The sequence below is a fragment of the Amycolatopsis sp. NBC_01488 genome, assembly GCF_036227105.1.
Classification (GTDB): Bacteria; Actinomycetota; Actinomycetes; order Mycobacteriales; family Pseudonocardiaceae; genus Amycolatopsis.
Window position 1 is genome coordinate 2,623,873 of record NZ_CP109434.1, and the last position, 23,881, is coordinate 2,647,753.

Here is a 23,881-nt window from a genome sequence, read left to right on the forward strand (position 1 = left end):
GGCGGCTGCAACTAGTTGCCTCAGGCAAGGATGTGCCTTCACTAGCGGTTATGCAAGTCGAGAGCTGGCCGATGTGTCGGAACACACTTTAGTTGCCGCATGCAAGCAGATTTCTTCCGGGCTGCTTCCGGAACAACGGCGGCCGCCGCCGGTTGGAACGGATATGACCGACGACACAGCGCTGAAGGACTTCCTCGCGAGCCGCCGCCACGGCGTCCTCGCCACGATCCGGCGGGACGGCCGGCCCCAGCTCTCCACGATCACGCATCTGTATGACCCCGAAACGGGCACGATAACCGCGTCGGTCACCGAAACCCGGGCCAAGACGAAGAACATGCGCCGCGACCCGCGGGTGACCTACCACGTGGGCAGCGAGGACGGCTGGAGCTACGTCGTCGCGGAAGGGCGTGCTTCGCTCACGGCGCCGGCCGCGTCGCGGGAAGACGAGACCGTCGAGGCCCTCGTCGACTACTACCGCCGCGCGGCGGGGGAGCACCCCGACTGGGACGAGTACCGCGCCGCGATGGTCAGCGACCAGCGGGTGCTGCTGCGGGTGCACGTCGACAAGCTGCTGGGGCAAGTCCGGTAGGGGCGATTTTGAAATAGAAGTTCCGCAGTGCGGACTTCGCGGGCTTACGATGAACGCATGAGCGACGAAGCTTTGGTCACCCGGCTCCGCGACCTGCTCGGCAAGAGCGCCGTGCTCACCGACTCCGACGTCACTGCGTCCTACGCGCGCGACATGATGCCGCTGGCGCCCTCCGGCGAGCCCCTGGCCGTGGTGCTGCCCGCGAACGTCGAGGAGGTGCAGGCCGTCGTCAAGGCCTGCGCCGAAGCCGGGGTGCCGATCGTGCCGCGCGGGGCGGGCAGCGGCCTGTCCGGCGCCGCGAACGCCATCGACGGCTGCGTCACGCTGTCGCTGACCAAGCTGAACGAGATCGTCGAGATCGACCCGGGCAACCGGCTCGCCGTCGTCCAGCCGGGCGTGGTCAACCTGGACTTCCGCAACGCCGTCGAGAAGCACGGGCTGTTCTACCCGCCGGACCCGTCGAGCTACGACTGGTGCACGATCGGCGGCAACCTCTCGACCAACGCGGGCGGCCTCTGCTGCGTGAAGTACGGCGTCACCACGGACTCGGTGCTCGGCCTCGAGGTCGTCCTGGCCGACGGGTCCCTGCTGAAGACCGGACGGCGCACGGTCAAGGGCGTCGCGGGGTACGACCTGGCGCGGCTGTTCGTCGGCAGCGAGGGCACGCTCGGCGTCATCACGCAGGCGACGGTCCAGCTCAAGCCCCTGCCCCAGGCCCCGGCGACGCTGGTCGCGGGCTTCACGACGACCGAAGCGGCGGGAGAGGCGGTCGCGCGGGTCGTCCGCGAAGGGCTCGTGCCGTCGCTGCTGGAGATCATGGACGCGTCGTCGATCAAGGCGTCCGAGGCGTACCTGAAGACGGACCTCGGCGCGGGTTCGGAATGCCAGGCGCTGCTGCTGGGCCAGTCGGACGCGGGTGGCGAGGTGGCCCGCCGCGAGCTGGCGGCCCTGGAACAGATCTGCGTCGACTGCGGCGCGGACCTGGCCTACACGACCGAGGACCTGGAGGAGGGGCGGATGCTCCTGCAGGCCCGTCGGGTGGTCCTGACGGCGCTGGAGACGTACGGCCAGTGGCTGACCGACGACGTGTGCGTGCCCCGCACGCGGATCGCGGAGCTGATCCGCGGCTGCGAGAAGATCAGCTCCGAGGTGGGGCTGCGCATCGCCGTGGTCGGTCACGCCGGCGACGGCAACATGCACCCGACGATCGTCTACCAGCCCGATGACGCCGACGAGTTCGCCCGGGCCCAGCGTGCGTTCGACGAGATCCTCGAGGTCGGGCTGTCACTGGGCGGGACCGTGACCGGCGAGCACGGGGTCGGCAAGATCAAGCGGGAGTGGCTGGAGCGCGAGATCGGGCCGGTGGGCATGCGGGTGCACCGGCAGATCAAGGCGGCGCTGGACCCGGACAACCTGTTCAACCCCGGCTCGATGTTCTCGATGACCTGACGACGAAGGGCCCCACCGCCGACCGGTGGGGCCCTTCTCGTCCGGCAAACCTCAGTCCTTGATGCGCGGGATCCGCTGCGTGACCTCGGGGTCGGCCGCGGCCGTGGCCTTCTTCTCCCGACGCGCCTTCAGGTACTCCAGGCCGATCGGCACCACCGACACCAGCACGATCAGCACGAAGATCGCGTCCACGTTGTTCGCGATGAACGACACGCCGCCGAGCAGCGAGCCGAGCACCGTGATGCCCGCGGCCCACAGGATGCCGCCGATGACCGTGTACGTGAAGTAACGCTTCGGGTCCATGCGGCCGATGCCCGCGATCCACGTGATGAACGTCCGGACGAACGGCACGAACCGGGCCAGCACGACCGCCTTGGGGCCGTGCTTGTCCAGGAACTCGTGCGTCTTGTCCACGTACTCGCGCTTGAAGAACTTCGAGTCCGGCCGGTTGAACAGCTTGGGCCCGACGAAGTAGCCGATGTAGTAGCCGACCACGTTGCCGAGCAGCGCCGCGGCCGTCACCAGCACGCAGACCAGCCACAACGGCGCGTCGAGGGTACCGTTGGCGATGAACAGGCCGGCCGTGAACAGCAGGGAGTCACCCGGTAGCACCGGGAAGACACTGCTCTCGATGAAGATGATCAGGCAGAGCACCGCGATGACCGGCGTGGTCAGGCCGCTCAGCAGGTGCTGCGGGTCGAGCCATGACGGCAGCAGGGACATCGTGTTGACCGTGCTCTGGGCGAGAATCACCTCAAAAACGGTACAGGGTCACCCTGAGTCGTTACTGAGACCCGGTCAGACCAGCGTGAGCAGGCCCACCACGGACCCCGCCGCGAGCCCCAGCAGCACCGCGAGCAACAGGATCCAGTACGCGGGCAGCTGCGCGCCCTGCCGAGGCGGCTCGGGGGGACGGGGGACGTACGCCGTGGGCGCTTCGGGTGCCGGGTCCAGGGCCGCGCGCTCGCGCTCCAGGGAGTCCGCGCTCGCGCCCGAGAGCAGCCCGTACGCCGACGGCAGCTCGTTGATCGCGCTGGTCGGGACCGCGTCCGTACCCGGCTCGGGCTCGCGAGCCGGGGGTGACGCCTGGGGGGCGAAGACGGCTTGCGCGCGAAGGGCGTCCGCCAGCAGTTGCTCGGGGTCCTTCGGCTCGCTCATCTCCGCCCGTCCGCTCGTTGAAATCAGGTACTCAAGGTAGCCGTACCCACCTCGGCGACCCATTCACCCCGGCGCAGCACCTTCGCGGGCCGCAGGTCCTGGTCGAGGACGACGATGTCGGCCACGTAGCCGGGGCACAGCATCCCGGTGCGGTCGGCGATGCCGAGCAGCTCGGCGGGCCGTTGCGACGTCGCGTGCACGGCGTCGAGGATGCCGAGTTTCGCACCCCGGACCAGATTGCGGAAGGCGGTGTCCATCGTCAGCGTGCTGCCGGCCAGCGAGCCGTTGTCGGCGAGGGTGGCGACGCCGTCGTGGACGTCGACCTCCAGCCGGCCGAGCGTGTAGCGGCCGTCGGCGGCGTCGGTGGCCGACATCGCGTCGGTGATGAGCACCGTCCGGTTGCGGCCCGCGTGCTTCGCGGCCAGCCGCACCACGGTCGGGTGCAGGTGCACCAGGTCGCAGATGAGCTCGATCGTGATGCGCTCGTCGTCGAGCAGTGCCCCGATCGGGCCCGGCTCGCGGTGGTGCAGCGGCCGCATGCCGTTGAACAGGTGGGTCGCGACGGTCGCGCCCGCGTCGATGGCCGGCAGCAGCTGCTCTTCGATGCCGTCGGTGTGCCCGATGGCGGCGATGACGCCCGACTCGGCGAGCTGCCGGACGGCCTTGACGCCGCCGTGCAGCTCCGGGGCGATGGTGACCATCCGGATCGCGCCCTGGCCGGCGCGCAGGAGCTTGTCGACCGTGCCGGTGTCCGGCTCCAGGAGCGTCTCCGGGTCGTGGGCCCCGCAGCGGGCCTTCGAGATGAACGGCCCCTCCAGGTGGATGCCCGCGACCTCGCCGTCCTGGACGAGCTCACGCAGCGCCGCGACCTGCTCACGCAGGACGTCCACCGGGTCGGACACCAGGCTGGCGAGCATGGTCGTGGTGCCGTGACGGCGGTGCGCCCGCACCGCCGTCAGGAGTTCCTCGGGATCGAGGGAGGTGAACGAAGCACCTCCCCCGCCGTGGCAGTGGGTGTCGACGAACCCGGGCACGACCAGTGCCCCGCCGACGTCGACGTGCTCGCCCGACGGCGGGGTCCCGGAACCCACGCCGGCGATCCGCCCGTCGGAGACGGCTACCCAGCCGTCATCGAGTACACGGTCCGGGGCAGCGACCCGGCCGCCCATGATCACGAAATCTCCGGCGCCTCTCACGCACCCCAGCATATATTGGTCTGGACCAAGCATGGTGATACGACTCAGTGATCGGAGTGGTCCACCCGGGTCACTGTGGGGCCTGCATGGCCTTCTGGAGTGCCTCGAGCGCCCGGCTGGCGGTCGATTTAACGGTACCCTTGGAAATGCCTGCGGCCTCAGAGATTTCGGCCTCGCTCAGCCCACCGTAGTAACGCAGCACCAGCACTTCGCGCTGGCGGGGCGGCAGCTTGGACAGCGCGCTGACCACCGCCTGGTGCTCGCTGGAGAGCATCGCGAGGCTCTCCGCGGACCGCGCGTTGACCGCGTGCGGCGGCACGTACTCGCGGGCGGTCTTGCGCCGGCGCAGCACGCTGCGCGACCCGTTGACCACGGCGGTGCGCAGGTAGCCGACGGCGGCCGCGGCGTCGCGCAGCCGTCCCCAGTTGCGGTGCAGGCCGGTGAAGGCCTCCTGGACGACGTCTTCCGCGGTCGCGGGCTCGTCGACCAGCAGGATCGCCAGCCGGACCAGCCGCATGCGGTGCTGCCGGTAGAGGTCTTCGAGGGTCAGTGGCACCGGCGTCTGCGCCGGGGCCGGACCGTCCAAGACCCGCAGTTGGCCGAGGGTCGCCTCGACGCTGCGTTCCGCATTGCCCTCGAGCATGAACCCCTGCCTGTTCTCGACCCCGGTCCGGCCGTGCCGGTCGTCCCGGGTGGGATCGGGCACGGTGTGCCGCGTCAGCAGGTTCACGGTATTCACAGCGCTCACACAGGTACTGACGCATGCCCAGCCTATCGGGTTGGCCTCCCGTTGCCACAGATCGGCTGCCGAGACACGGGTAGGTTCGGACACGTACCGCCCGCGCGACCCCGGAGAGCCCCCATGGCCTGGTTCCTCGTCGAAATCACCTACGTCCAGGAGAAGCTGCCGGAGGTCCGGCCGCGGCACCGCGAGTTCCTGGGCAAGCTGGCCGGGGAAGGGCGCGTCGCGGTCGCCGGCCCGCTCGGCGACGGCACCGGCGGCCTCACGCTCTACCAGGCCGACGACGAGGCGCACCTCAAGGAGACGATCGACCAGGACCCGTACTTCCTGGAGGGGGTCATCGCCGAGCGCAGCATCCGCGAGTTCAAGCCGGTGATCGGCGCCTGGCTGCCCGAGGGCTCATAGGTCGAGCACGGCGGTGCGGCGGTCGACGCAGATCCGCATGGACGAGCCGTCGGCCGTCGGCACCGCGCACGTCCCGCAGAAACCCTGGCGGCACGAATACGGCGTGCCGGGGCGCGTCTCGAGGAGGACGTCGAGCGCGGTCCGGTCGGCCGGCACGTCCAGTAGCTGCCCTGACCTGCGGAGAGTCAGCCGGAACGGCTCACCGTCGACGATCGGGGGCGGCGCGAACCGCTCGAAGTGCACCGGGCCCCTGGTCAGGGCCAAGTCGACGCGGAGGCCGGTGATCATCGGCGCCGGACCGCAGCAGTACACCGCGGCGCCGGCCGGCAGGCCGTCGAGGAGTTCGGCGCCCGAGGCCGGGATGCCGTACTCCGTGTCCGGGCGGATCCGGACGCGGTCGTCGCCCGGCAGCTCGTCGAGGAACGGCATCGACGCGCGGCTGCGACCGGTGTAGACCAGCCGCCAGTCCGCGCCCGATCCCGCGCAGGCGCGGACCATCGGCAGGATCGGCGTGATCCCGATACCCCCGGCGACGAACAAGAACGGCCCGCCGCCGACGAACGGGAACGCCGTCCGCGGCCCGCGCACGGTGACCCGGGTGCCGGGCGTGAGGGCGTGGACCTCGCCGGACGCGACGCCGATCTTCCGCACGGCGATCCGGTAATGGGTGTTTTCGGCCGGGTCGCCGCAGAGGGAGTACTGCCGCACCAGGCCGGACGGCAGCACGAGGTCGATGTGCGCACCCGGCCGCCAGCTCGGCAAGGACGTGCCGTTCGCGAGGCGCAGGCTGACGACGCCCTCGGCTTCGGGCCGCACGTCTTCGACCACCAGCGGCAGGTTCCGGTCCACCGCGCGCACGGGCCGACGCCGTTTCGCGCTGAATTGCGACATCCTGCGGTAAACGCCCACCACACCGACCAAAGTGGACAGCAGGCGGTCGGTCCGGCCGCTGCCGTCCAGCCGGGTGGGCCGGCCGAGCGTCACTCCGCCGCCCGGGCGGCCGGCGAACTCGCCAGGTACGCCACCGCTTGCTCGGTGTTCCCGGTCTCCGTCGGGTGGTACGACTTCCGGAAGTACGGCCGGATCTCCCGCAGCAGCTGACGTCCGGTCGGCAGCAGTCCCCGCTTCGCCGCCCGGCGATAGCCCCGCAGCGAAGCGCGGCCCGGGCGCGTCGGATCGTTACGCATCAGATATCGCGTGCCGCGGGCGAACACCCACGCCAGCACCGGCGTCACCGCCGCCATGCTGCGCACCCGCCGCGGGTACCGCCCGTCCAGGTGCATGAACAGGTCGAAGGCCACCGAGCGGTGCTCGACCTCCTCGGCGCCGTGCCAGCGCAGCAGGTCGAGCATCACCGGGTCGGCGCCGGCGTCCTCCAGGGGCGCGTCGAGCACCCACTGGCCGAGGAACGCCGTGTAGTGCTCGATCGCGGCGACGATCCCGAGCCGTTCGACCAGCCACTCCTCCGCCGCGCGGCCGGTCAGGCCGCGGTCGCCGAGCAGCTTGCGGAAGAGCCACTCCATCTGCGCGACGAACGGCCGCACCGGCACGCCGGCAGCCTCGAGGTGCGCCGCCGCGCCGTCGTGGGCCTCGGCGTGCACCGCCTCCTGGCCGATGAACCCGAGGACGTCCGCCTTGAGCCGGTCGTCCCGGATCAGCGGCACCGCCTGCTTGAACACCTCGACGAACCAGCGTTCGCCTTCGGGCAGCGCCAGGTGCAGGACGTTGATGGTGTGCGTGGCCTGCGGTTCGCCGGGGAGCCAGTGCATCGGCAGCGCCGCCCAGTCGAACTTCACGTCCCGGGCGTGCAGGACGAGCTGCTCGTCGGTCATGACGCCCGGCCGGACAGCTCGTAGTCCGCCGGGTCGACCTTGCGCGTCTCCAGCCAGTACCGCCAGGTGAAGCCGGGCCAGATCGTCCGGTTCACGCCCTTGGCGTCGAGGTACCAGCTCTTGCAGCCACCCTGCGTCCAGACGCCCTTGACGAGCTTGTCCTGGATCTCCTGCTGGAACCTCTCCTGGACGCCCGGCCGGACGTCGAGCGCGGCGGCGTCGCGGGCGTCGGCGAGCTTGATGGCGTCGACGACGTACTTCGACTGCGACTCGATCATGAACACCACGGAGTTGTGGCCCAGCGCGGTGTTCGGGCCGAGCAGGAAGAACAGGTTCGGGTAGCCGGACACCGTGATGCCCTTGTGCGTCCGCATGCCCTCGGCCGCCCACTCCTTGGCGAGGTCGCGGCCGTCGACGCCGGTGATGTCGAGGTACTCCAGCGCGTCGGTCACCTTGAACCCGGTGCCGTAGATGATCGCGTCGACCTCGTGCTCGACCCCGGCGGAGTCGACGATCGAGTGCGCCTTGACCTCCGTGATCCCGGCGGTGGTGACGTCGACGTTCGGGCGGTTCAGCGCCGGGTAGTAGTCGTTGGAGATGAGGACGCGCTTGCAGCCCATGGTGTAGTCCGGCGTGACCTTCTTGCGCAGCGCGCGGTCCTTGACCCCCTTCGCGATGTGCCGCTTCGCGATCAGCTCGCCGGCCTTCATGATCGCCGGGTGGCCGTTGAAGCCGACGGCGCGGACTTCGAGGAACCAGTACAGCGCGTTGCGGTAGGCCCGCTGGGTGCCGGGGACGCGCTTGAACAGCGTCTGCGCCCACGACGGCATCGCGTGGTCGGGCTTCGGCATGATCCACGGCGGCGTGCGCTGGAACAGCGTCAGCTCGGCGACGTCCGGGGCGATCTTCGGGACGAACTGGACCGCGCTGGCGCCGGTGCCGACCACGGCGACCTTCTTGCCGCGCAGGTCGTACTCGTGGTTCCACTGCGCGGAGTGCCAGGTCTGGCCCTTGAACTTCTTGATCCCGGGCAGCTCGGGCACCTGCGGGATGTGCAGGCCGCCGACGCCGGAGACGAGGAACTGCGCGACGAACTCGCGGCCGTCCTTGGTCGTCGCCGTCCAGCGGCGTTCCCGCTCGTCCCAGTGCGCGCCGGTGAGCTCGACGCCGAACCGGATCTTCTCGCGCAGCCGGTACTTGTCCGCGACACCCTTGAGGTACTCGAAGATCTCCGGCTGCGGCGAAAACGACCGCGACCAGTCCGGGTTCTGCTCGTACGAGAACGAGTACATGTGCGACTGCACGTCGCACGCGCACCCGGGGTAGGAGTTGTCGCGCCAGGTGCCGCCCACCTCGTCGGCCTTCTCCAGGATCACGTAGTCCCGGATGCCGGCCTTTTCGAGCTGGATCGCCTGGCCGAGCCCGGAGAACCCGGTGCCCACGATCACGACCTTGAACCGCTCGGTCATCTGTCGGCCTCCGCTGCTTCGAGGAAACTACGGAGATGACGTTACCTCAAGTAACAGTTACTTGGAAGTACTCCCTACTGGTTAGTACGTCCCGCCGAGCTTGGTGTGGTCCCAGCTGACGATCTTCGTCGGGTGGAAGACCAGCCCGATCCGCTTCGGCGCCTGGCCTGCGATGAAGGCGCTCAGCTCGTCGGGAACCGGGTCGCCGGGCTTGGCGCCCGCGTACCGCTGCATGAGCGTGATGCCCATCCGGGTGACTTCCGCCGTGTCCTCGACGATCTCCACGTCGGCCTCGAGCGAGACGCCGCGCAGCTTCTCGTAGCTGTCGCCGTCTTCGATGAGCACGGTCGCCTCCGGCAGGCGCCGGAGGTTCTTCGCCTTCTGCGACGTGCCGTACGTCCAGGTCGCGACGCCGTCCTCGTGCGGGAAGTACCAGAGCGGCGCGAGGTGCGGACGGCCGTTCGGGCCGACGCTGGCGACGTTGATGACCTTCTGCTCGGCGAAGTACGCCCGCACTTCGTCCTCGGTCATCCGGATCTGGTCACGACGGGACATCTTCACCCCTTGGTGGCGGCCCGGCCGCCGTGGCCGGTGACCGCCGACTCGAACGCGCCGCGCGCCTCGATGTCGGCCAGCGCGGCCTTGTCCGCCGAAGGTACCCGGCTGCGGGAGCCGATTTCGATGATCGGCGGGAGGAACGCGCGGAGCAGCTTGAGCCCGCCGACCCAGCGCGGCACGTGGATGGTCCGGGCGCGCTTGAGGATGCCGGCTTCAAGGTCGTCCAGGGCGACGTCGAGCGGGTAGGTCTTGCCGATCAGGCCGGGCATCGACGCACGGAGCTTGCCGAACACCGGGTGCGCGTCGGCGCTCTCGACGAGGTCGGTCCGGATCCACGTCGGGTGCGCGACGCCGACCTTGACGCCCAGGTGCGCGACCTCGGCGCGGAGGCTGTTCGAGAAGGCTTCGACGCCGGCCTTGGCGGCGGCGTAGTTCGCCATGCCCGGCGCGTGCGTGATCGCGGCGAGGCTCGAGATGGCCAGCAGGTAGCCCTTGCGCTCGATGACGTGCGGGAGCGTGACGCGGAACGTGCGCCAGACGCCGAGCAGGTCGACCTCGATGACCTTCTCGAACGCGGCCCGGTCGACCGAGCGGACGAAGCCCGCGGTCGCGATGCCGGCGTTGGCGATGACGATGTCGATACCGCCGAAGTGCTCGACGACGCCCTTCGTCGCGCGTTCGAGCGCGTCCCAGCTCGTGACGTCGGCTTCCCAGGCGCGGGCGTTCGGGCCGATCCGGTCGGCGACCTTCTGCTGCTCTTCGGCTTCGAGGCCGACGAGGGCGACCTTCGCACCGCGCGCAGCGAGGCGTTCGGCCAGCCCGGCGCCGATGCCGCGGGCGGCGCCGGTGATCAGCACGACCTTGCCGTCGACCTTCTTGGTGCCGCTCAGCAGCGAAAACGGGTTGGCCACGGTGCCCTCCTGGACGTCGCACGTCGCTTCTGGAGGGCACCGTACCGCACCTTACTGCGAGTAAGCTACCCATAAGTAGGTTCTAGGCTTCGCTGAGCGCGGCGGCTTCGGCGTCGGTCAGTTCGAGGTCGACCGACGCGATCAGGTCGGTGAGCTGCTCGGGTGTCCGGGCGCTGGCGATCGGCGCGGCGACGGTCGGCTGCTGCCGCAGCCAGGCGAGTGCCACCGTGGCGACCGAGACGCCGTGCGCCGCCGCCACTTCGTCGAGCTTGGCCAGGACCCGCTCGCCGCCCTTGTCCAAATAGGACTCCGCGCGGGCGGCACGCGGGCTGTTCGTGACGTCGCCCTTCGTGCGGTACTTGCCGGTCAGGAAGCCCTTCGCGAGGGCGAAGTACGGCAGCGTGGCGAGGCCTTCACGGGCGACGAGCGGGGCGAGGTCGCGCTCGTAGTCGCGCTCGACGAGGTTGTAGTGCGGCTGCAGCACCGCGTACCGCGCGAGGCCGTTCCGGTCCGAAATGGACAGTGCTTCGGCGAGCCGCTCGGCGCTGTAGTTGGACGCGCCGAGGTGACGCACCTTGCCCGCCCGGACCAGCGCGTCGAACGCCTCCAGCGTCTCCTCGAGCGGGGTGTCCGGGTCGTCCCGGTGCGCGTAGTAAAGGTCGACGTGGTCGGTCTTGAGGCGACGCAGCGAGTCTTCGGCCGCGGCCTGGATGTTCCTCGCGGACAGGCCCGGCCGGCCGTCCCACATGCCGACCTTGGTCGCGATGACGACGTCGTCGCGGTTGCCGCGCGCGGCCAGCCAGTTGCCGAGGATCTCCTCGGAGCCGCCGCCCCCGCCGTAGAGGTCGGCGGTGTCCACGAAGTTGCCGCCGGCCGCGGTGTAGGCGTCCAGCACGGTGAAGGACTGCGCCTCGTCCGCCGTCCAGCCGAAGACGTTGCCGCCGAGGTTGAGCCCGTACACGTCGAGGTCGGTGTTTCCCAGCTTGGTCATACCTTCGACGTTAGTTCGCCGGACCCGGGAGGAAAATCGCCGTCCCAAGCGTTGGAGTGTTCCATGGCTATCGAACTGGGCAAGCTCGGAATCTGGCGGTACCACGGGAACGTCGACGCGAAGTTCGCGGCGGAAGCGGAGAAGCTCGGCTACGGGGCGATCTGGCTGGGCGGCTCACCCAGCGGCGCGGACCTCGCCTCGGTGGACGACCTGCTCGCGGCGACGGACTCGCTGGTCATCGCGACCGGCATCGTGAACATCTGGCAGGACGAACCCGCGGACATCGCGAAGGTGTACGAGCGCATCGCGGCGAAGTACCCGGACCGCTTCCTGCTGGGCGTCGGCGCGGGCCACCGCGAAGCGACGACGGAGTACAAGAAACCGTACGCGTCGCTGGTCGACTACCTCGACGGCCTCGACGCGGCGGGCGTCCCGGTTTCGGGTCGCGCCCTGGCGGCGCTCGGTCCGAAGGTCGTGGCGTTGTCGGGCGAGCGCACGGCGGGCGCACACCCGTACCTGACGACGCCGGAGCACACCCGCGGCACCCGCGAGATCCTCGGCGCGGGCAAGCTGCTGGCCCCGGAGCACAAGGTGGTCCTCTCGACGGACGTCGCCGAGGCGCGTGCGATCGGCCGCAACACGGTGAAGTACTACCTGGGACTGTCCAACTACGTCGCCAACCTGCGGAAACTCGGCTTCACCGACGCCGACCTGGAAGGCGAGGGCAGCGACCGGCTGGTCGACGCGCTGGCGTTGCACGGCGACGCGTCGACGATCGCGCGGGGGCTTTCGGCCCACCTCGAGGCGGGGGCGGACCAGGTGGTGGTCCAGGTGCTGAACGAAGACCCGTGGCCGGGCTACCGGGCGCTGGCTTCCGAGCTGCTGTGATCCTCGTCCGGCCGCCGCTCGTGCGGCGGCCGGATGCACTCCTTCTGAACCGATTCGACGTGCGGAGCAGTTTCTGCGCGGGGACCGGTGTGCGGCGGCGGTCCACCTCGTACGATGCGGTCGGGACCACCCTGTGCCAAGGAGGAGTAACGATGCCCATCGCCACCCCCGAGGTCTACGCGGAGATGCTCGACCGGGCCAAGGCGAACGAGTTCGCCTACCCGGCCATCAACGTGACCTCGTCCGAGACCGTGAACGCCGCCATCCGCGGCTTCGCCGAGGCGGAGAGCGACGGCATCATCCAGTTCTCCACGGGCGGTGCGGAGTTCGCGTCGGGCCAGAAGGTCAAGGACATGGTGACCGGCGCGACCGCGCTCGCGGAGTTCGCCCAGGTCGTCGCGGCGAAGTACGACGTGAACGTGGCGCTGCACACCGACCACTGCCCGAAGGACAAGCTGGACGGCTTCGTCCGCCCGCTGATCGAGATCTCGACGGAGCGCGTCAAGAACGGCCAGAACCCGCTGTTCCAGTCCCACATGTGGGACGGCTCGGCGATCGACCTCGACGAGAACCTCGAGATCGCGCAGGAGCTGCTCGCCAAGACGGCGGCCGCGAAGATCATCCTCGAGGTCGAGATCGGTGTCGTCGGCGGCGAGGAGGACGGCGTCGCGCACGACATCAACGAGAAGCTGTACACCGCCGAGGGCGACTTCCTGAAGACGATCGACGCGCTGGGCGCGGGCGAGAAGGGCCGCTACCTGCTGGCGGCGACGTTCGGCAACGTCCACGGCGTGTACAAGCCGGGCAACGTCAAGCTGCGCCCGGACGTGCTGAAGGGCGGCCAGGAGGCGGCGTCGAAGAAGCTCGGCCTGGACGCCGGCTCGAAGCCGTTCGAGCTGGTCTTCCACGGCGGCTCGGGTTCCCTCCCGGAGGAGATCCGCGAGGCGGTGTCGTACGGCGTGGTGAAGATGAACGTCGACACGGACACGCAGTACGCGTTCACCCGCCCGATCGTCGACCACTTCTTCAAGAACTACGACGGCGTCCTGAAGATCGACGGCGAGGTCGGCAACAAGAAGGTCTACGACCCGCGGTCGTACCTGAAGGCCGCGGAGGCCGGGATGGCGCAGCGCGTGGTCGAGGCCTGCCAGGCGCTCGGCTCGGCCGGCACGAAGGTCAAGTAAGGCTGTTCGCGCGAAGGGCCGCCACGGAGGTTTCGTGGCGGCCCTTCGTCGTGTTCACACCGATTCGGCGACCGAACGCCGGGCCGTCCACCGCCGCGACGCCGGGCCGGCCGCGGCCCACAGCACGAACACCCCGCCCAGCACGACCAAAGCCGTCCAGTACGCGACCGGCGGCGCGGACTCCGTGTGCGCGTCACCCAGCACCCACGGCCGGAACTGCGACTGCACCCACAGCGCCCCGAACCCGAAGGCCGTCACCAGCAGCGCCCCCGCGCCTGCCCGGACAACGCCGACGCCGATCGCGAACGCCAGGTCCACCGCGAGGCCCACGAACAGCAGGTAGAACGGCACCGTCGACACCGGGAACCCCAGCCCGAGCAGCAGCGGCCACATCACCGACCGATAAGCCACGTACGCCAACGCCACCAGCGACGCCGACCAGCGGAACCCCAAAGTCTTGCGCGCCAAGGCCAGGATCAGCGCCATCACCCCGATGCCCCACAGTGGGTACACCCACTCCGGGATCGGCATCGTGAAGTGCAGGATCGCGGTCCGGTCGACCGGGTGGCCGATCTGGTTCGCCGCGAACGACAGCAGCGACGGCTCGGCCTCCGGAGCCCCGCGCTCCCACGCGCGCAGCCCCAGGATGCCGTACTCCTGCTGGCCGTTCGGGAAGAACGTGTTCTCCAGGAAGAACGCCCACAGCGCGAGCAACACGCCGGTGCGGAACCTCCCCGCGGGCGCGGACCGGAGCCAGCCCAGCAGGACGCCCGCCTGCATGATGCCCGTGCCCAGGTACAACATCATGTGCGACGGGCTCCACGCGGTCAGGTCGAGGCCGTTGACGCGGTGGTTGATGACGTCCAGCGGCGCTGCCACCAGGAACGTCAGCAGGCCGATCTGCATCAGCCGCAGCGACGTCTTGTCGGCGCCCAGGCCCGTGTAACTGTGGATCGCCACCAGCACCACGATGATCACCGTGCCGACGGTGTTGATCAGGTGCGGTGGCGCCAGGTCGTCGCGCAGCCACTTGAAGTGCCACGACATGTCCCACGACGAGCCGACCAGCTTGAACGCGAACGCCGCCAGCCACATCCCGTAGCAGAACCGGAGCACCCAGTCCGGCGTCGGCTGCCCGGGGGCGCCGCGGTGCCAGTGCCGCGTGAAGAACAGCCGCGTCTTGCCGATCGGGCTGCGCGGGATCACGTCCACCGGGACGTCGACTGCCTTGGCCATGCCGGACATCATGGCCGGTCATGGTCACGAGCGGGTCAGGACCGTGGCAAAGACCGCCAAAATCGGGATTCCCCCCGACCTTCTTCCCCACCACCACCCTCAGCGGAGGCGCTTCGCGCCGCTGTCACCCTTAGGGGTGGACGACTTGCCTCGGGCGTGCGTGGCTTGGCAGGGTGTGCCGCCATGATGCCGAAACGAGTTGTGGCCGCCGTCCTGGTCGGCGCTCTGGTCCTGGCCGGCGGCGGGGTTCTCGCGGGCCTGTTCTTCTGACCCGCGGGCGTGGGCAGAATGGGCGGCATGACGCACAACCTGCTCGGCCCCGAGCCGACGCTGCTGCCCGAGCACACCGCCGCCCAGGCCGCGCTCGACGCCGGGAACGACCCGGCCGCCGTGGCCGCCGAACACCCCGACTACAGCGAGGCGTGGGCTTCGCTGGCCGAGAAGGCCCTGGACGCGGGCGAGACCGTCGCCGCGTACGCCTACGCCCGCACCGGCTACCACCGCGGCCTCGACCAGCTGCGCCGCGCCGGCTGGAAGGGCTTCGGCCCGGTGCCGTGGGCGCACCGCCCGAACCAGGGGTTCCTGCGCGCGCTCGCCGTGCTGGGCAAGGCCGCGGGGAAGATCGGCGAGACCGAGGAGTACGACCGCTGCCGGACGTTCCTCGCCGACTCCGACCCGGCGGCCGCGGAAGCCACCGGCCTGAAGTAGTGCCATGAGGGGCACCTTCCTGGCCATTGAGTCCAGGAAGGTGCCCCTCACGACTTTCAGAAGAGGCCGCAGTCGGAGACCGCGGGGAGGCCGGCGAAGCGGCCCTCGAGCCACGCGAACGCCTCCGGGTACGCCCGCACCGCCGCGAGCACGTGCGTGGGCACCAGCGTCGTGCTGAACTGCACCTGCACGCCCTTGCCGCACCACGTCCGGCCCAGGTCGCGGTCCTGGGCGTAGGGCACGATGTCGTCGAGTGCGCTGTGGACGATCAGCACCGGCACCGTCGGCTTCAGGGTCCCGATCTTCTGCTCGGCCACCCGCGACGCGTAGGGCTCTTCGCCGAGGTACGCGGTGAGCGAGCGGCCGTCGTTGGTGAGCGTCGACGACTGCGTGAACGCGTGCGCGGCGATCGCCGCCACCGTGCACTCCGTCCGGACCTGCTCGAACAGCTGCTTGCCGCGCGCGTTGAGCAGGGCCGGGATGTTGAGCTCCGGGTACGCGTAGTTCATGCTGACCAGCGCGAAGCCGAGGAAGCCGACCGCGTAGTGCCCGTCGAGGTTCTTGGCGACCGCGGCGAGGTCCGCCGGCACCGCGCCCGCGTACGCGCCTTTCAGGTTCAGCTCGGGTGCGTAGCTCGGCTGCAGCTCCGCCGCCGCGGCCGACGCGCCGCCGCCCTGGGAGTAGCCCGCGATCGCGACCGGGCCGTCGGCAGGCAGGCTCGCCTCCGGCAGCCGCTGCGCCGCGCGGATCGCGTCGAGCACCGCGTGCCCCTCCGAAGCGCGGTTGACGTACGTGTGGTCGCCCGGCGTGCCGAGGCCCTCGTAGTCGGTGACGACGACGCCGTAGCCCCGCGCCAGCAGCCCGGCGATGAACGGCCCTTCGTACTCGAACCCGGCGGCAAGCGCTTTCGACGGCGCGCAGTCGTCACCCTCGCCTTGCGTGCCGACGGCGTAGGAGACGATCGGGCGCGGCCCTGAGCCGTGCCACACCGCGTGCGGGGTCAGCACCGTGCCGGTGACCGCGATCGGCGCGTCGTGCGTGTCGCGGCTGAGGTACATGATCCGCTGCACGCTCGCGTCAGCCTTGATCAGCTGGATCGGGTCGACGTAGAACGTCGACGCTTCGTGCCGGATGACGTCGCCGTTGCGGCCGGCGGGCAACGGCGACGGCGGGTCGTAGAAGGACGCGGCGGAGGCCTGCGGCGGGCCGAGTGCCACCAGGGCCAGTACGGAAGCCGTGGCGACCGCCGCGGAGAGGGCGCGGCGAGAGAAGATACGCATGCTTGCTCCTCGTTGAGCAGGACTAGTGCGCGGGGAACACCTTTTTGGACAGAGGTGTCGGAAAAAGAATCACGTGAGGTGGGCCACCATGTCAAGCCCGGCGCCGCGCGGTCGGCCGCGCAAGCTCCCCGTCGGAGAGCAGCGTGCGCGCGTGCTGCAGGCGACGGCGAAGGTCGTCGCGCAGCACGGGCTGCAGGGCGCGACGATCGAGCAGATCGCGCGGGAGGCCGGCGTCTCGCGCCAGGCCGTCTACGAGCAGTTCGGCGACCGCGCGACGCTGTTCGCCGAGGTCGTGGCCGAAACCGAGGACCGTGCGTTCGCCGCGATCGCGGGCCCGTCGGTGACCGACCCGCAGCCCGGCCTGCGGGCCTGGGCGCGCGCCAACTACGCCAACATGGTCACCTTCGTCGCGGACCGCCCGGAGGCCTACGGCGTGCTCCGCGCGGCCGAGCGCGCGGGCGACCCCGCTCTCACCCGGTTGAGGGAGCGGCTGGCGGTCGTCTACGCCGACGCGGCCCGCAAGCGGTGGGCCGCGCACGGCATCGACTCCGGCCGCGCCGACCGCGCGCTCGTCACGCTCTTCTTCGCGATGACCGAATCACTGGTGCAGGCGACCTGGGACGGCGAGCCGCCCGACCAGGAAGCCCTGATCGACCTGCTCACCGAGTTCACGGTCGGCGGCGTCGCCCGCCTCCAGACGAAGGCGAGCGACGTCATCGAGCGGCTGCGGTAGGCCGGCTAAGCCGCGGCCAAGGCGACTTCGGCGGACCCCACCACCCGGTTGCGCCCGCCGTGCTTGGCCGCGTAGACGGCCGCGTCGGCGGACGCCATCACTTCCTCGATCGACGACCCGTCGAGCGGGTAGGCGGCGACGCCGATCGACGCCGTCTGCCGTTCGATGTCGACGAAGGCGCCTTCGTTGGTCTTCGTGCTGATGATCAGCTCGCTGACCCGTTGCCGGATCCGCTCCGCCGTGACGATCGCGTCCTCCTTGGACGTCGACGGCAGCAGCGCCACGAACTCCTCGCCGCCGAACCGGCCGACCAGGTCGTGCGCCCGCGTCTCCTGCTTGACCACGGCGGCCACCGCCTTGAGCACGTCGTCCCCCGCGAGGTGCCCGTAGGTGTCGTTGATCCGCTTGAAGTGGTCGAGGTCGATCATCATGGCGCCGAAGCTGCCCTTGTCGCGCTCGGCGCGCGAGATCTCGCGCTGCGCGCCGTCCTGCCAGGTGGTGGCGTTCAGCAGCTGCGTTTTCTGGTCGGTGGTGGCCAGCTCCTCGAGCCGCTTGACCAGCACGGACCGCTGCAGCACGTACAGCGGCAGGATGACCAGCACCGACAGCAGCGCCTCCTGGCCGAGCACCATCACCAGCAGCCCGCCGACGCACAGCGTGGACAGTTCGAGCAGGTTGTCGTCCATGCCGCCGAGGCAGCTCTCGACCGTCGCCTCCTCCGGGTTGGCGAGGTAGAGGCCGAGGCCGGTCAGGGCCGCGTTGACCACGAAGTACACCGCCACCGCGAGCGAGACGGCGAGGACGCTCAGCCCCGGCGAGAAGTGCGTGACCAGCCCGGCCGAGCAGGCCGACAGCGTCGCGCTGGTGGCGTTCGCGGCGACCCGGTGCGGCTGGCCCGGGCGGGTGCCCGACCAGCTGCGCAGCGCCAGGCCGACGTACAGCGTCACCCCGAGCAAGGTGACCAGCTGCGTCGGCAGCAGGAGCGCGGCGGGCAGCAGCCACACCGACGTCATGTTCATGTGCGGGCCGTCGCTCAGGATGCGCCGCTGGCGCTCGATCCGACGGCTGACCTCGGTCTGGGCCAGGGCGAGCGCGCCCAGCAGGCCGAGGATGCCCACGTGCTTCAGCGTGATCGTGGTGGTGACCGTGGCGACGGCCGTCCAGCCCACCAGTACTGCGATCGCCGCGAGCGTGACGGCGATCCAGCGGGGCGGCCGCCGCCACAGCGCCCAGCCCGCAACACCAGAAATCACGCCTTGTCCAGACCGTTCCCCCAATGTGACCATTCTTCCCCCAAACCCTTGCGCTCGGTGGTGGTGATGAACCACTCACGGACAGTTTCAGCCCGTTTGCCGTCTGTCCACAAGGGCCTTAGGTGTGTACATTTTCCGGGACGCCGGATCGAAGGGTGGCCAGCGATGCGTTCCAGAGATCAGTGAGCCGGAGCCGCGCCGCAAGGTCGCGATGACGAAGCCAGCGTGTCGAGCGTGCTCAGGCGTGTTCGGCGCGCTGGGTCTCAAAGTCATGCCCACCTTCGCCCGCCCCCGAAGGCCGTGAGCGCCGCCACGCGAGCGCGAGCGGCGCCGTAAGTATCAATCCGGCAACGCCGAAGATCCCGACGGTCGTCTGCGCGCCGAAGTGGTCCGTCAGCACCCCGCCGATGAGCGGGCTGACGCCGAGCATCGTCGTCAGGCCGGTGTTGGACAGGCCCATCGTCTGCGCGCGGTTCTCGTCGGGCACGGCGAGCGTCAGCGACGCCGTCGCCTGCAGCAGCGCGACCGAGCCGAACGCGCCGGACAGGACGAACAGGATGATCGACACCCACGGGTTCGGCTGGGCGAAGCCGACCAGCATGGGCACGGCGCACAGCGCCGACAGCGGCCCGATCAGCTTCGGCCGGGCGTCCGCGGGCACCCACCGCGTGAAGATGAACGTGCCGATGACGCTGCCCACCGGGTCGGCCGCGAGCAGGAGCCCGACGAGTTCGGGGCCGCCGCCCGCCGATGAGACGTACGGGGCCGCGATCCCCTCGTAGACCGGCAGCAGGCCCATCAGCCAGGTGAACAGCACGAGCGCGCGCAGCGCGGGGTTGGCGAGCGCCACCCGCCCGCCGGTGCTGATCATGGCGAAGAACGACTTCCGCTTTTCGGCGTTCGCGGCCGGCGGCCGCGAACGCACGCCGAACCGGACGAAGCCGGCGGAGAGCAGGAACGTGGCCGCGTCGACGACCAGGGCCACGTGCGGGTCGAGGGCCAGCAGCAGCGCGCCGCCGCCGGCGAACCCGAGCAGCTGCGCCGACTGCACGGTCATGCTCCGCACACCCATGCCGACGACGAACCGGTCACCCTCGAGGATCTGCGGCAGCAGGGCGAGCTGGGCGGCCTTGAACGGCGGGTTCAGCAGCGAGACGCACGCGACCAGGACGCAGACCACCCAGAACGGCAGCGACGGGATGGCGACGAGCAGGATCAGGCCGGCCCGCACCAGGTCGACGGTGACCATCACGGTCCGCCGCGAGAACCGGTCGGCGAGGCCGGTCAGGAAGATGCCGCCGAGCAGCGAGGGCGCGAACGTCAGCGCGTAGGTGAGGCCGGTCAGCGTGGCAGAGCCGGTCACGGTGAAGACGAGGATGGACAGCGCGACTCTGGCCAGCTGGTCCCCGGCGATCGACAGCAGCTCCCCGAACCACAGCGCGCGGAACTCGGCGACCCCGAACACCTCGCGGAACGTGACGCGATCCCGCGGTGCTGCCATGCGCTTTCTCCCGACCTCTTGTGCAGACCGTGCCGTTCTCATGACCGCTGGTGACGAGAAGGCCGATCGGTCATGAGGCAGTCACGGTACGTGAGTTGCCTCAGCCAGTGTCCCGTGACTGTTGGTAAATCTCTAGGTTCTTTCGCCGGTATCCAAGGTGTCACGGAGCTTTCCTGAACGAGTCAGACGATAGCCCGCAGTGTCTGGCCGGTCGCCCAGGAGTCACCAATGGATCATTCCGTACCCGATGGCCGGAGGACCAGAGGCAAAAGTAGCCACCTCGCGTTGGCGAAGTCCGCAGGGTGGAACTCAGGCCCGGTGCTTTTCGATCACCTCGATCGACGCGCGGACCTGCTCGAAGGTGGGCGGGGCCGCCCGGTTGAACACGACGGTCAGGGACCGGCGGGGGATGATCACGAACTCGACGTCGACCCCGGCCGCCTCCGACGCGGCTTCGACGACGTCTCGCCAGTGCTTCGGGTCGATCCCGTCGGGGTCGGCCCATTCGTGCGCGAAGATCGCCCAGTTGCCCCTGAGCAGGGTGCCGACCACGTCCTGCGCGGTGTGGACGCGGTGCGGCGGACCTATCTCAGCGGCCAAGTCTTCGTCGTCGCGGCACAGCTGCGAAGGCCCGGGCGCCTGGGTGGACAACGGACAATTCCGCTCCTCTCGCCGACGTGCCCCGGGGATTCGGCGCCGCGGGCCGGAGTGTTTGGTTTTATTCCCGGAATTCCGGAGTATGGGAAGGACGCCCTGGTCCAGGGCCCCGGCGTAGCTTCGGCTCCATGGCCGAGCGCGCGCCGTTCACCCTCGTTGTCGTGGGCGCCGGACCCCGGGGGGTCGGCGTCCTCGAGCGGCTCGGCGCGAACGCGGACCTCCTGCGCGACCGGCGGCTCGAGGTGCACCTGGTCGACCCGTTCCCGCCGGGACCCGGCCGCGTGTGGCGCTACGACCAGTCACCGCTGCTGCGGATGAACTCCATGCCCGAAGACGTCACGATGTTCACCGACGACTCGGTGAAGATGGCGGGCCCGGTGCGGCCCGGGCCGACGCTGCTGGAGTGGGCGCGGAAGGTGCGTGACGGCTCGCTCGACGCCGAGGTGCCGCCCGACGTCGTCGCCGAGCTGACCGCGCTCGACAGCTTCGACTTCCCGACCCGGCGGCTGCAGAGCGCCTACCTGACCTGGTTCTACCGCACGGTCCTCGGCGATCTGCCCGACGGCATCGCCGTCGTCGAGCACGCCGCGCGGGCGGTCGGTGTCGACGGTCATACCGTCAGCCTGTCCGACGGGACGGCCGTCGCGGCGGACGCCGTCGTGTTCACGGTCGGGCACCTCGACGCGGACCCGGACGAGCGGGAGCGCGAGCTCGTGACGTTCGCCGCGCGGCACGGGCTCGCGTACTACCCGGCCGGCTACACCGCCGACGTCGACTACTCCGGCATCGCGCCCGGCGAAACCGTGCTGGTGCGCGGGTTCGGGCTGGCGTTCGTCGACCTGATGCTGCTGCTGACCGAAGGCCGCGGCGGCCGGTTCGAGGACCTCCCGTCCGGCGGCCTGCGCTACCACCCGAGCGGCGCGGAGCCGGTGCTGCACGTCGGCTCGCGGCGCGGGGTGCCCTACCACGCGAAGATCGGCTACCGGCTGCGCGGGAAACCGTTGCGGCTGCCCAGGTTCTTCGACGCCTACGCCATGGACGGGCTTCCCGGGGAGGCCCTCGACTTCCGCACGGACGTCTGGCCGCTGATCGCCAAGGAGCTTGCCTGGGGCTACTACAGCGAGCTGTTCACCGGGCACCCGGACCGCGTGCGCCTGGACTTCGTCGTGTTCGCCGACGCCTTCGCCGACCTGCCCTGGGATTCGCCGGGCATGCGGGACCTCGTCGAGCGGGCGGTCCCCGCCGAGGCCGACCGCCTCGACCTCGACCGGCTCGACCGGCCGCTGGCGGACCGCGAGTTCGGCTCGGCGGAGGAGTTCGGCAAGGGACTGCGTGAGTACGTCGAAGCCGACCTCACGCGCCGGGCGGACCAGGAGTTCAGCGCCGACCTCGGCGCGTTCATGGCGTTGCTCTCGGTCTACGGCCAGCTGCCCACGCTCGTCCAAAAAGGACGGTTGGCGGCGTCGTCGCAGGTGTCCGATATGGACGGCTGGTTCCACGGCTTCTTCTCGTACTACGCCAGCGGGCCGCCGCCGCGTCGGCTGGAGGAGCTGCTGGCCCTGCACCAGGCCGGTGTGGTTTCCTTCGCCGGCGCGGACATGCAGGTGACGGCGGACGCGGGTGCGTTCGTCGCGTCCAGTGCCAGCTATCCGGGGACGGTTTCGGCGCGGACGTTGGTCGAGGCGCGCCTGCCGGGCCCGAGCGTGACCCGCGCGGCGGACGGCCTGCTCCGGCAGCTGCGCGACACCGGCGAGCTCGCCGAGGAGACGGTGGCCGACCCGGTGACGGGCGCGTTGCTGCCGTCCGGCCGGATCCACACGCGGGTGTCGGACTCCCGCCTGCTCGACGGCACCGGCCGCCCCCATCCGCACCGCTTCGCCGTGGGCCCGCACACGAGCGCCCGCTCGGCGGCGGCGTTCACCCGCCCGCGGACGAACGCGGCGAGCTTCCGCCAGAACGACGCCGTGGCACGCGAGATCCTGGCGCTGGTCAGCTCGCCCAGCTGACGATCTCGGCCAGCACTCGCGACGGCGGGGGCATTTCCGCGATCTCGGCCGCGGTGCTTCGCGCGAGGTCGCGCGGCTTCGGATCGGTGAGCAGTTCGCGCGCCGCCGTTTCGATCGCGGGGATCCGGATCGCCTCGCCTGTCAAGGACTTCGCCGCGCCGAGCGCTTCGAGGTGCTCGGCGTTGGCGAACTGGTCGGCGCCCTGCGGCAGGATCAGCTGTGGCAGCCCGGCGGCGAGCGACGCGAGCACCGTGCCCGTGCCGCCGTGGTGCACCACCAGGCCCGCGTGCTTCAGGACCTCGGCCTGCGGCACGAATCCCGCGACGCGCACGCGGTCCGGCACCGAGCCGAGCAGCGAGGGATCGCCGGGGCCGAGCGCCACCAGCACGTCGGCGTCCAGCCGTGACAGCGCGCGGATCGCGCCGCGCAGCACCTGCGTCGCGCCGAAGACGACGGTGCCGAGCGTCAGGTAGACGAAGCCGTCTTCCGGGAGCGGCGGCAGCGGGACGTCCGGGTCGAACGGCGTCGGGCGCATCCGGAACACCGTCGGGACGGCCGCCGTGCCCGGGTCTCGGACGCTGTCGGGCCAGACGTCCACGCACGCGTCGCCGAACAGGGCGTCCGCGGGGAGGGTGCCCCAGAGCGGCCGCAGTCGTTCGGTCGCGACGGCCAGGATCTCCGGCGGCATCGACCGCCCGATCACGACCGAGACGGCCGGGATCCCCGCCCGGCGCGCGGCGATCCCGGCGCCGACGTCGCTCATCTCGTAGACGACCAGGTCCGGACGCAGGCCCGGAAGCAGCGGCGTCAGGTCCTCGAGCAGCGACTTCGGCAGCAACTCGGCGAACATCGTGACGCCGACGTCGAGGAAGCCGGCGTCCTCGCCGTGCCGCTTCTTGGCTTCGGTCTCCGCCTCGCCGATGCCGATGCCGGCGCGATGGACGTCGAAACCGAGGTCGCGCACCTTGGGCACGAACGCTTCGCCGGTGCCGAACACGACCTGGTGGCCCGCTGCAACGGCCGCGTTCGCCAGTGGCAGCAAGGGAAACAGGTGGCCGTACGCCGGGCGGCACGTGAAGAGGATCCGCACCGCCCTGAGCGTACTCGGCAGCCCTTGCCGACCGGAGCGATTTGC

The 23,881-nt window shown here is 70.4% G+C and carries 24 protein-coding genes; 8 read left to right on the plus strand and 16 right to left on the minus strand.

Going from position 1 to position 23,881, the window contains the following annotated elements:
• Positions 1-163 precede the first annotated feature (163 nt).
• On the plus strand, positions 164-589 hold the full coding sequence (locus OG738_RS12620; RefSeq protein ID WP_329053822.1) for a PPOX class F420-dependent oxidoreductase: 426 nt from the start codon (positions 164-166) through the stop codon (positions 587-589).
• A 57-nt stretch (positions 590-646) separates the two neighbouring features.
• Complete coding sequence (locus OG738_RS12625; protein WP_329053824.1) at positions 647-2,038, plus strand: FAD-binding oxidoreductase; 1,392 nt, start codon at positions 647-649, stop codon at positions 2,036-2,038.
• A gap of 51 nt (positions 2,039-2,089) precedes the next feature.
• On the opposite strand, the gene OG738_RS12630 is transcribed toward OG738_RS12625, so the two are convergent.
• From OG738_RS12630 to OG738_RS12645, 4 genes are all read right to left on the minus strand, one after another.
• Positions 2,090-2,791: a DedA family protein gene (locus OG738_RS12630; protein WP_329053825.1), complete on the minus strand. Its 702-nt coding sequence runs from the start codon at positions 2,789-2,791 to the stop codon at positions 2,090-2,092.
• 45 nt (positions 2,792-2,836) lie between these two features.
• Positions 2,837-3,196 (minus strand): hypothetical protein, encoded by a 360-nt coding sequence (locus tag OG738_RS12635; protein ID WP_329053826.1) that lies wholly within the window; start codon positions 3,194-3,196, stop codon positions 2,837-2,839.
• A gap of 23 nt (positions 3,197-3,219) precedes the next feature.
• Positions 3,220-4,371: an N-acetylglucosamine-6-phosphate deacetylase gene (gene nagA, locus OG738_RS12640; RefSeq protein ID WP_329056682.1), complete on the minus strand. Its 1,152-nt coding sequence runs from the start codon at positions 4,369-4,371 to the stop codon at positions 3,220-3,222.
• A gap of 91 nt (positions 4,372-4,462) precedes the next feature.
• A complete protein-coding gene (locus OG738_RS12645) occupies positions 4,463-5,035 on the minus strand; it encodes an RNA polymerase sigma factor (RefSeq protein ID WP_329056683.1) in 573 nt (190 codons plus the stop codon).
• A 219-nt stretch (positions 5,036-5,254) separates the two neighbouring features.
• Between OG738_RS12645 and OG738_RS12650 the strand changes: the two genes are divergently transcribed.
• Positions 5,255-5,539, plus strand: coding sequence for a YciI family protein (locus OG738_RS12650; protein ID WP_329053827.1), 285 nt, complete (start codon positions 5,255-5,257; stop codon positions 5,537-5,539).
• On the opposite strand, the gene OG738_RS12655 is transcribed toward OG738_RS12650, so the two are convergent.
• The 6 genes from OG738_RS12655 to OG738_RS12680 all read right to left on the minus strand — a co-directional run bounded on the left by OG738_RS12655 (position 5,534) and on the right by OG738_RS12680 (position 11,300).
• A complete protein-coding gene (locus OG738_RS12655) occupies positions 5,534-6,397 on the minus strand; it encodes a PDR/VanB family oxidoreductase (RefSeq protein WP_442875894.1) in 864 nt (287 codons plus the stop codon). The two genes, OG738_RS12650 and OG738_RS12655, sit on opposite strands and share 6 nt — an antisense overlap.
• A 122-nt stretch (positions 6,398-6,519) precedes the next feature.
• Positions 6,520-7,371 carry a metal-dependent hydrolase gene (locus OG738_RS12660; RefSeq protein ID WP_329053829.1) on the minus strand — a complete coding sequence of 284 codons (852 nt, stop codon included), beginning with the start codon at positions 7,369-7,371 and terminating at the stop codon, positions 6,520-6,522.
• Entirely contained in the window at positions 7,368-8,840 is a 1,473-nt protein-coding gene (locus OG738_RS12665) for a flavin-containing monooxygenase (protein ID WP_329053830.1), read from the minus strand. Before OG738_RS12665 ends, OG738_RS12660 begins: the two co-directional genes overlap by 4 nt.
• Before the next feature lie 81 nt (positions 8,841-8,921).
• A complete protein-coding gene (locus OG738_RS12670) occupies positions 8,922-9,395 on the minus strand; it encodes a pyridoxamine 5'-phosphate oxidase family protein (protein WP_329053831.1) in 474 nt (157 codons plus the stop codon).
• A gap of 2 nt (positions 9,396-9,397) precedes the next feature.
• Positions 9,398-10,309 carry an SDR family oxidoreductase gene (locus OG738_RS12675; RefSeq protein WP_329053832.1) on the minus strand — a complete coding sequence of 304 codons (912 nt, stop codon included), beginning with the start codon at positions 10,307-10,309 and terminating at the stop codon, positions 9,398-9,400.
• 82 nt (positions 10,310-10,391) lie between these two features.
• Positions 10,392-11,300: an aldo/keto reductase gene (locus OG738_RS12680; RefSeq protein WP_329053833.1), complete on the minus strand. Its 909-nt coding sequence runs from the start codon at positions 11,298-11,300 to the stop codon at positions 10,392-10,394.
• Between the two features lie 63 nt (positions 11,301-11,363).
• Between OG738_RS12680 and OG738_RS12685 the strand changes: the two genes are divergently transcribed.
• On the plus strand, positions 11,364-12,188 hold the full coding sequence (locus OG738_RS12685) for an LLM class F420-dependent oxidoreductase (protein WP_329053834.1): 825 nt from the start codon (positions 11,364-11,366) through the stop codon (positions 12,186-12,188).
• Between the two features lie 152 nt (positions 12,189-12,340).
• The gene (fbaA, locus tag OG738_RS12690; RefSeq protein ID WP_329053835.1) at positions 12,341-13,372 is read left to right on the plus strand and encodes a class II fructose-bisphosphate aldolase; all 1,032 of its coding nucleotides are present in this window, start codon (positions 12,341-12,343) and stop codon (positions 13,370-13,372) included.
• Between the two features lie 54 nt (positions 13,373-13,426).
• Here fbaA and OG738_RS12695 read toward each other — a convergent pair whose 3' ends face one another.
• Positions 13,427-14,608, minus strand: a complete 1,182-nt coding sequence (locus tag OG738_RS12695) for a hypothetical protein (protein WP_329053836.1) — start codon at positions 14,606-14,608, stop codon at positions 13,427-13,429.
• Between the two features lie 297 nt (positions 14,609-14,905).
• On the opposite strand from OG738_RS12695, the gene OG738_RS12700 reads away from it, so the two are divergent.
• Entirely contained in the window at positions 14,906-15,316 is a 411-nt protein-coding gene (locus OG738_RS12700; protein ID WP_286001012.1) for a DUF3151 domain-containing protein, read from the plus strand.
• A gap of 56 nt (positions 15,317-15,372) precedes the next feature.
• On the opposite strand, the gene OG738_RS12705 is transcribed toward OG738_RS12700, so the two are convergent.
• Complete coding sequence (locus tag OG738_RS12705) at positions 15,373-16,596, minus strand: lipase family protein (RefSeq protein WP_329053838.1); 1,224 nt, start codon at positions 16,594-16,596, stop codon at positions 15,373-15,375.
• Positions 16,597-16,684: 88 nt separating this feature from the next.
• Here OG738_RS12705 and OG738_RS12710 point away from each other — a divergent pair, with 88 nt between their 5' ends.
• Positions 16,685-17,329, plus strand: a complete 645-nt coding sequence (locus OG738_RS12710) for a TetR/AcrR family transcriptional regulator (protein ID WP_329053839.1) — start codon at positions 16,685-16,687, stop codon at positions 17,327-17,329.
• A 5-nt stretch (positions 17,330-17,334) separates the two neighbouring features.
• On the opposite strand, the gene OG738_RS12715 is transcribed toward OG738_RS12710, so the two are convergent.
• The 3 genes from OG738_RS12715 to OG738_RS12725 all read right to left on the minus strand — a co-directional run bounded on the left by OG738_RS12715 (position 17,335) and on the right by OG738_RS12725 (position 20,683).
• Positions 17,335-18,498: a GGDEF domain-containing protein gene (locus tag OG738_RS12715; protein ID WP_329056685.1), complete on the minus strand. Its 1,164-nt coding sequence runs from the start codon at positions 18,496-18,498 to the stop codon at positions 17,335-17,337.
• A gap of 322 nt (positions 18,499-18,820) precedes the next feature.
• Positions 18,821-20,083 carry an MFS transporter gene (locus OG738_RS12720; protein WP_329053840.1) on the minus strand — a complete coding sequence of 421 codons (1,263 nt, stop codon included), beginning with the start codon at positions 20,081-20,083 and terminating at the stop codon, positions 18,821-18,823.
• A 309-nt stretch (positions 20,084-20,392) separates the two neighbouring features.
• Complete coding sequence (locus tag OG738_RS12725) at positions 20,393-20,683, minus strand: hypothetical protein (protein WP_329053841.1); 291 nt, start codon at positions 20,681-20,683, stop codon at positions 20,393-20,395.
• A 185-nt stretch (positions 20,684-20,868) separates the two neighbouring features.
• On the opposite strand from OG738_RS12725, the gene OG738_RS12730 reads away from it, so the two are divergent.
• A complete protein-coding gene (locus tag OG738_RS12730; protein WP_329053842.1) occupies positions 20,869-22,746 on the plus strand; it encodes an FAD/NAD(P)-binding protein in 1,878 nt (625 codons plus the stop codon).
• On the opposite strand, the gene OG738_RS12735 is transcribed toward OG738_RS12730, so the two are convergent.
• Positions 22,730-23,836, minus strand: a complete 1,107-nt coding sequence (locus OG738_RS12735) for a glycosyltransferase (protein ID WP_329053843.1) — start codon at positions 23,834-23,836, stop codon at positions 22,730-22,732. The genes OG738_RS12730 and OG738_RS12735 overlap by 17 nt on opposite strands.
• Between the last annotated feature and the right edge of the window lie 45 nt (positions 23,837-23,881).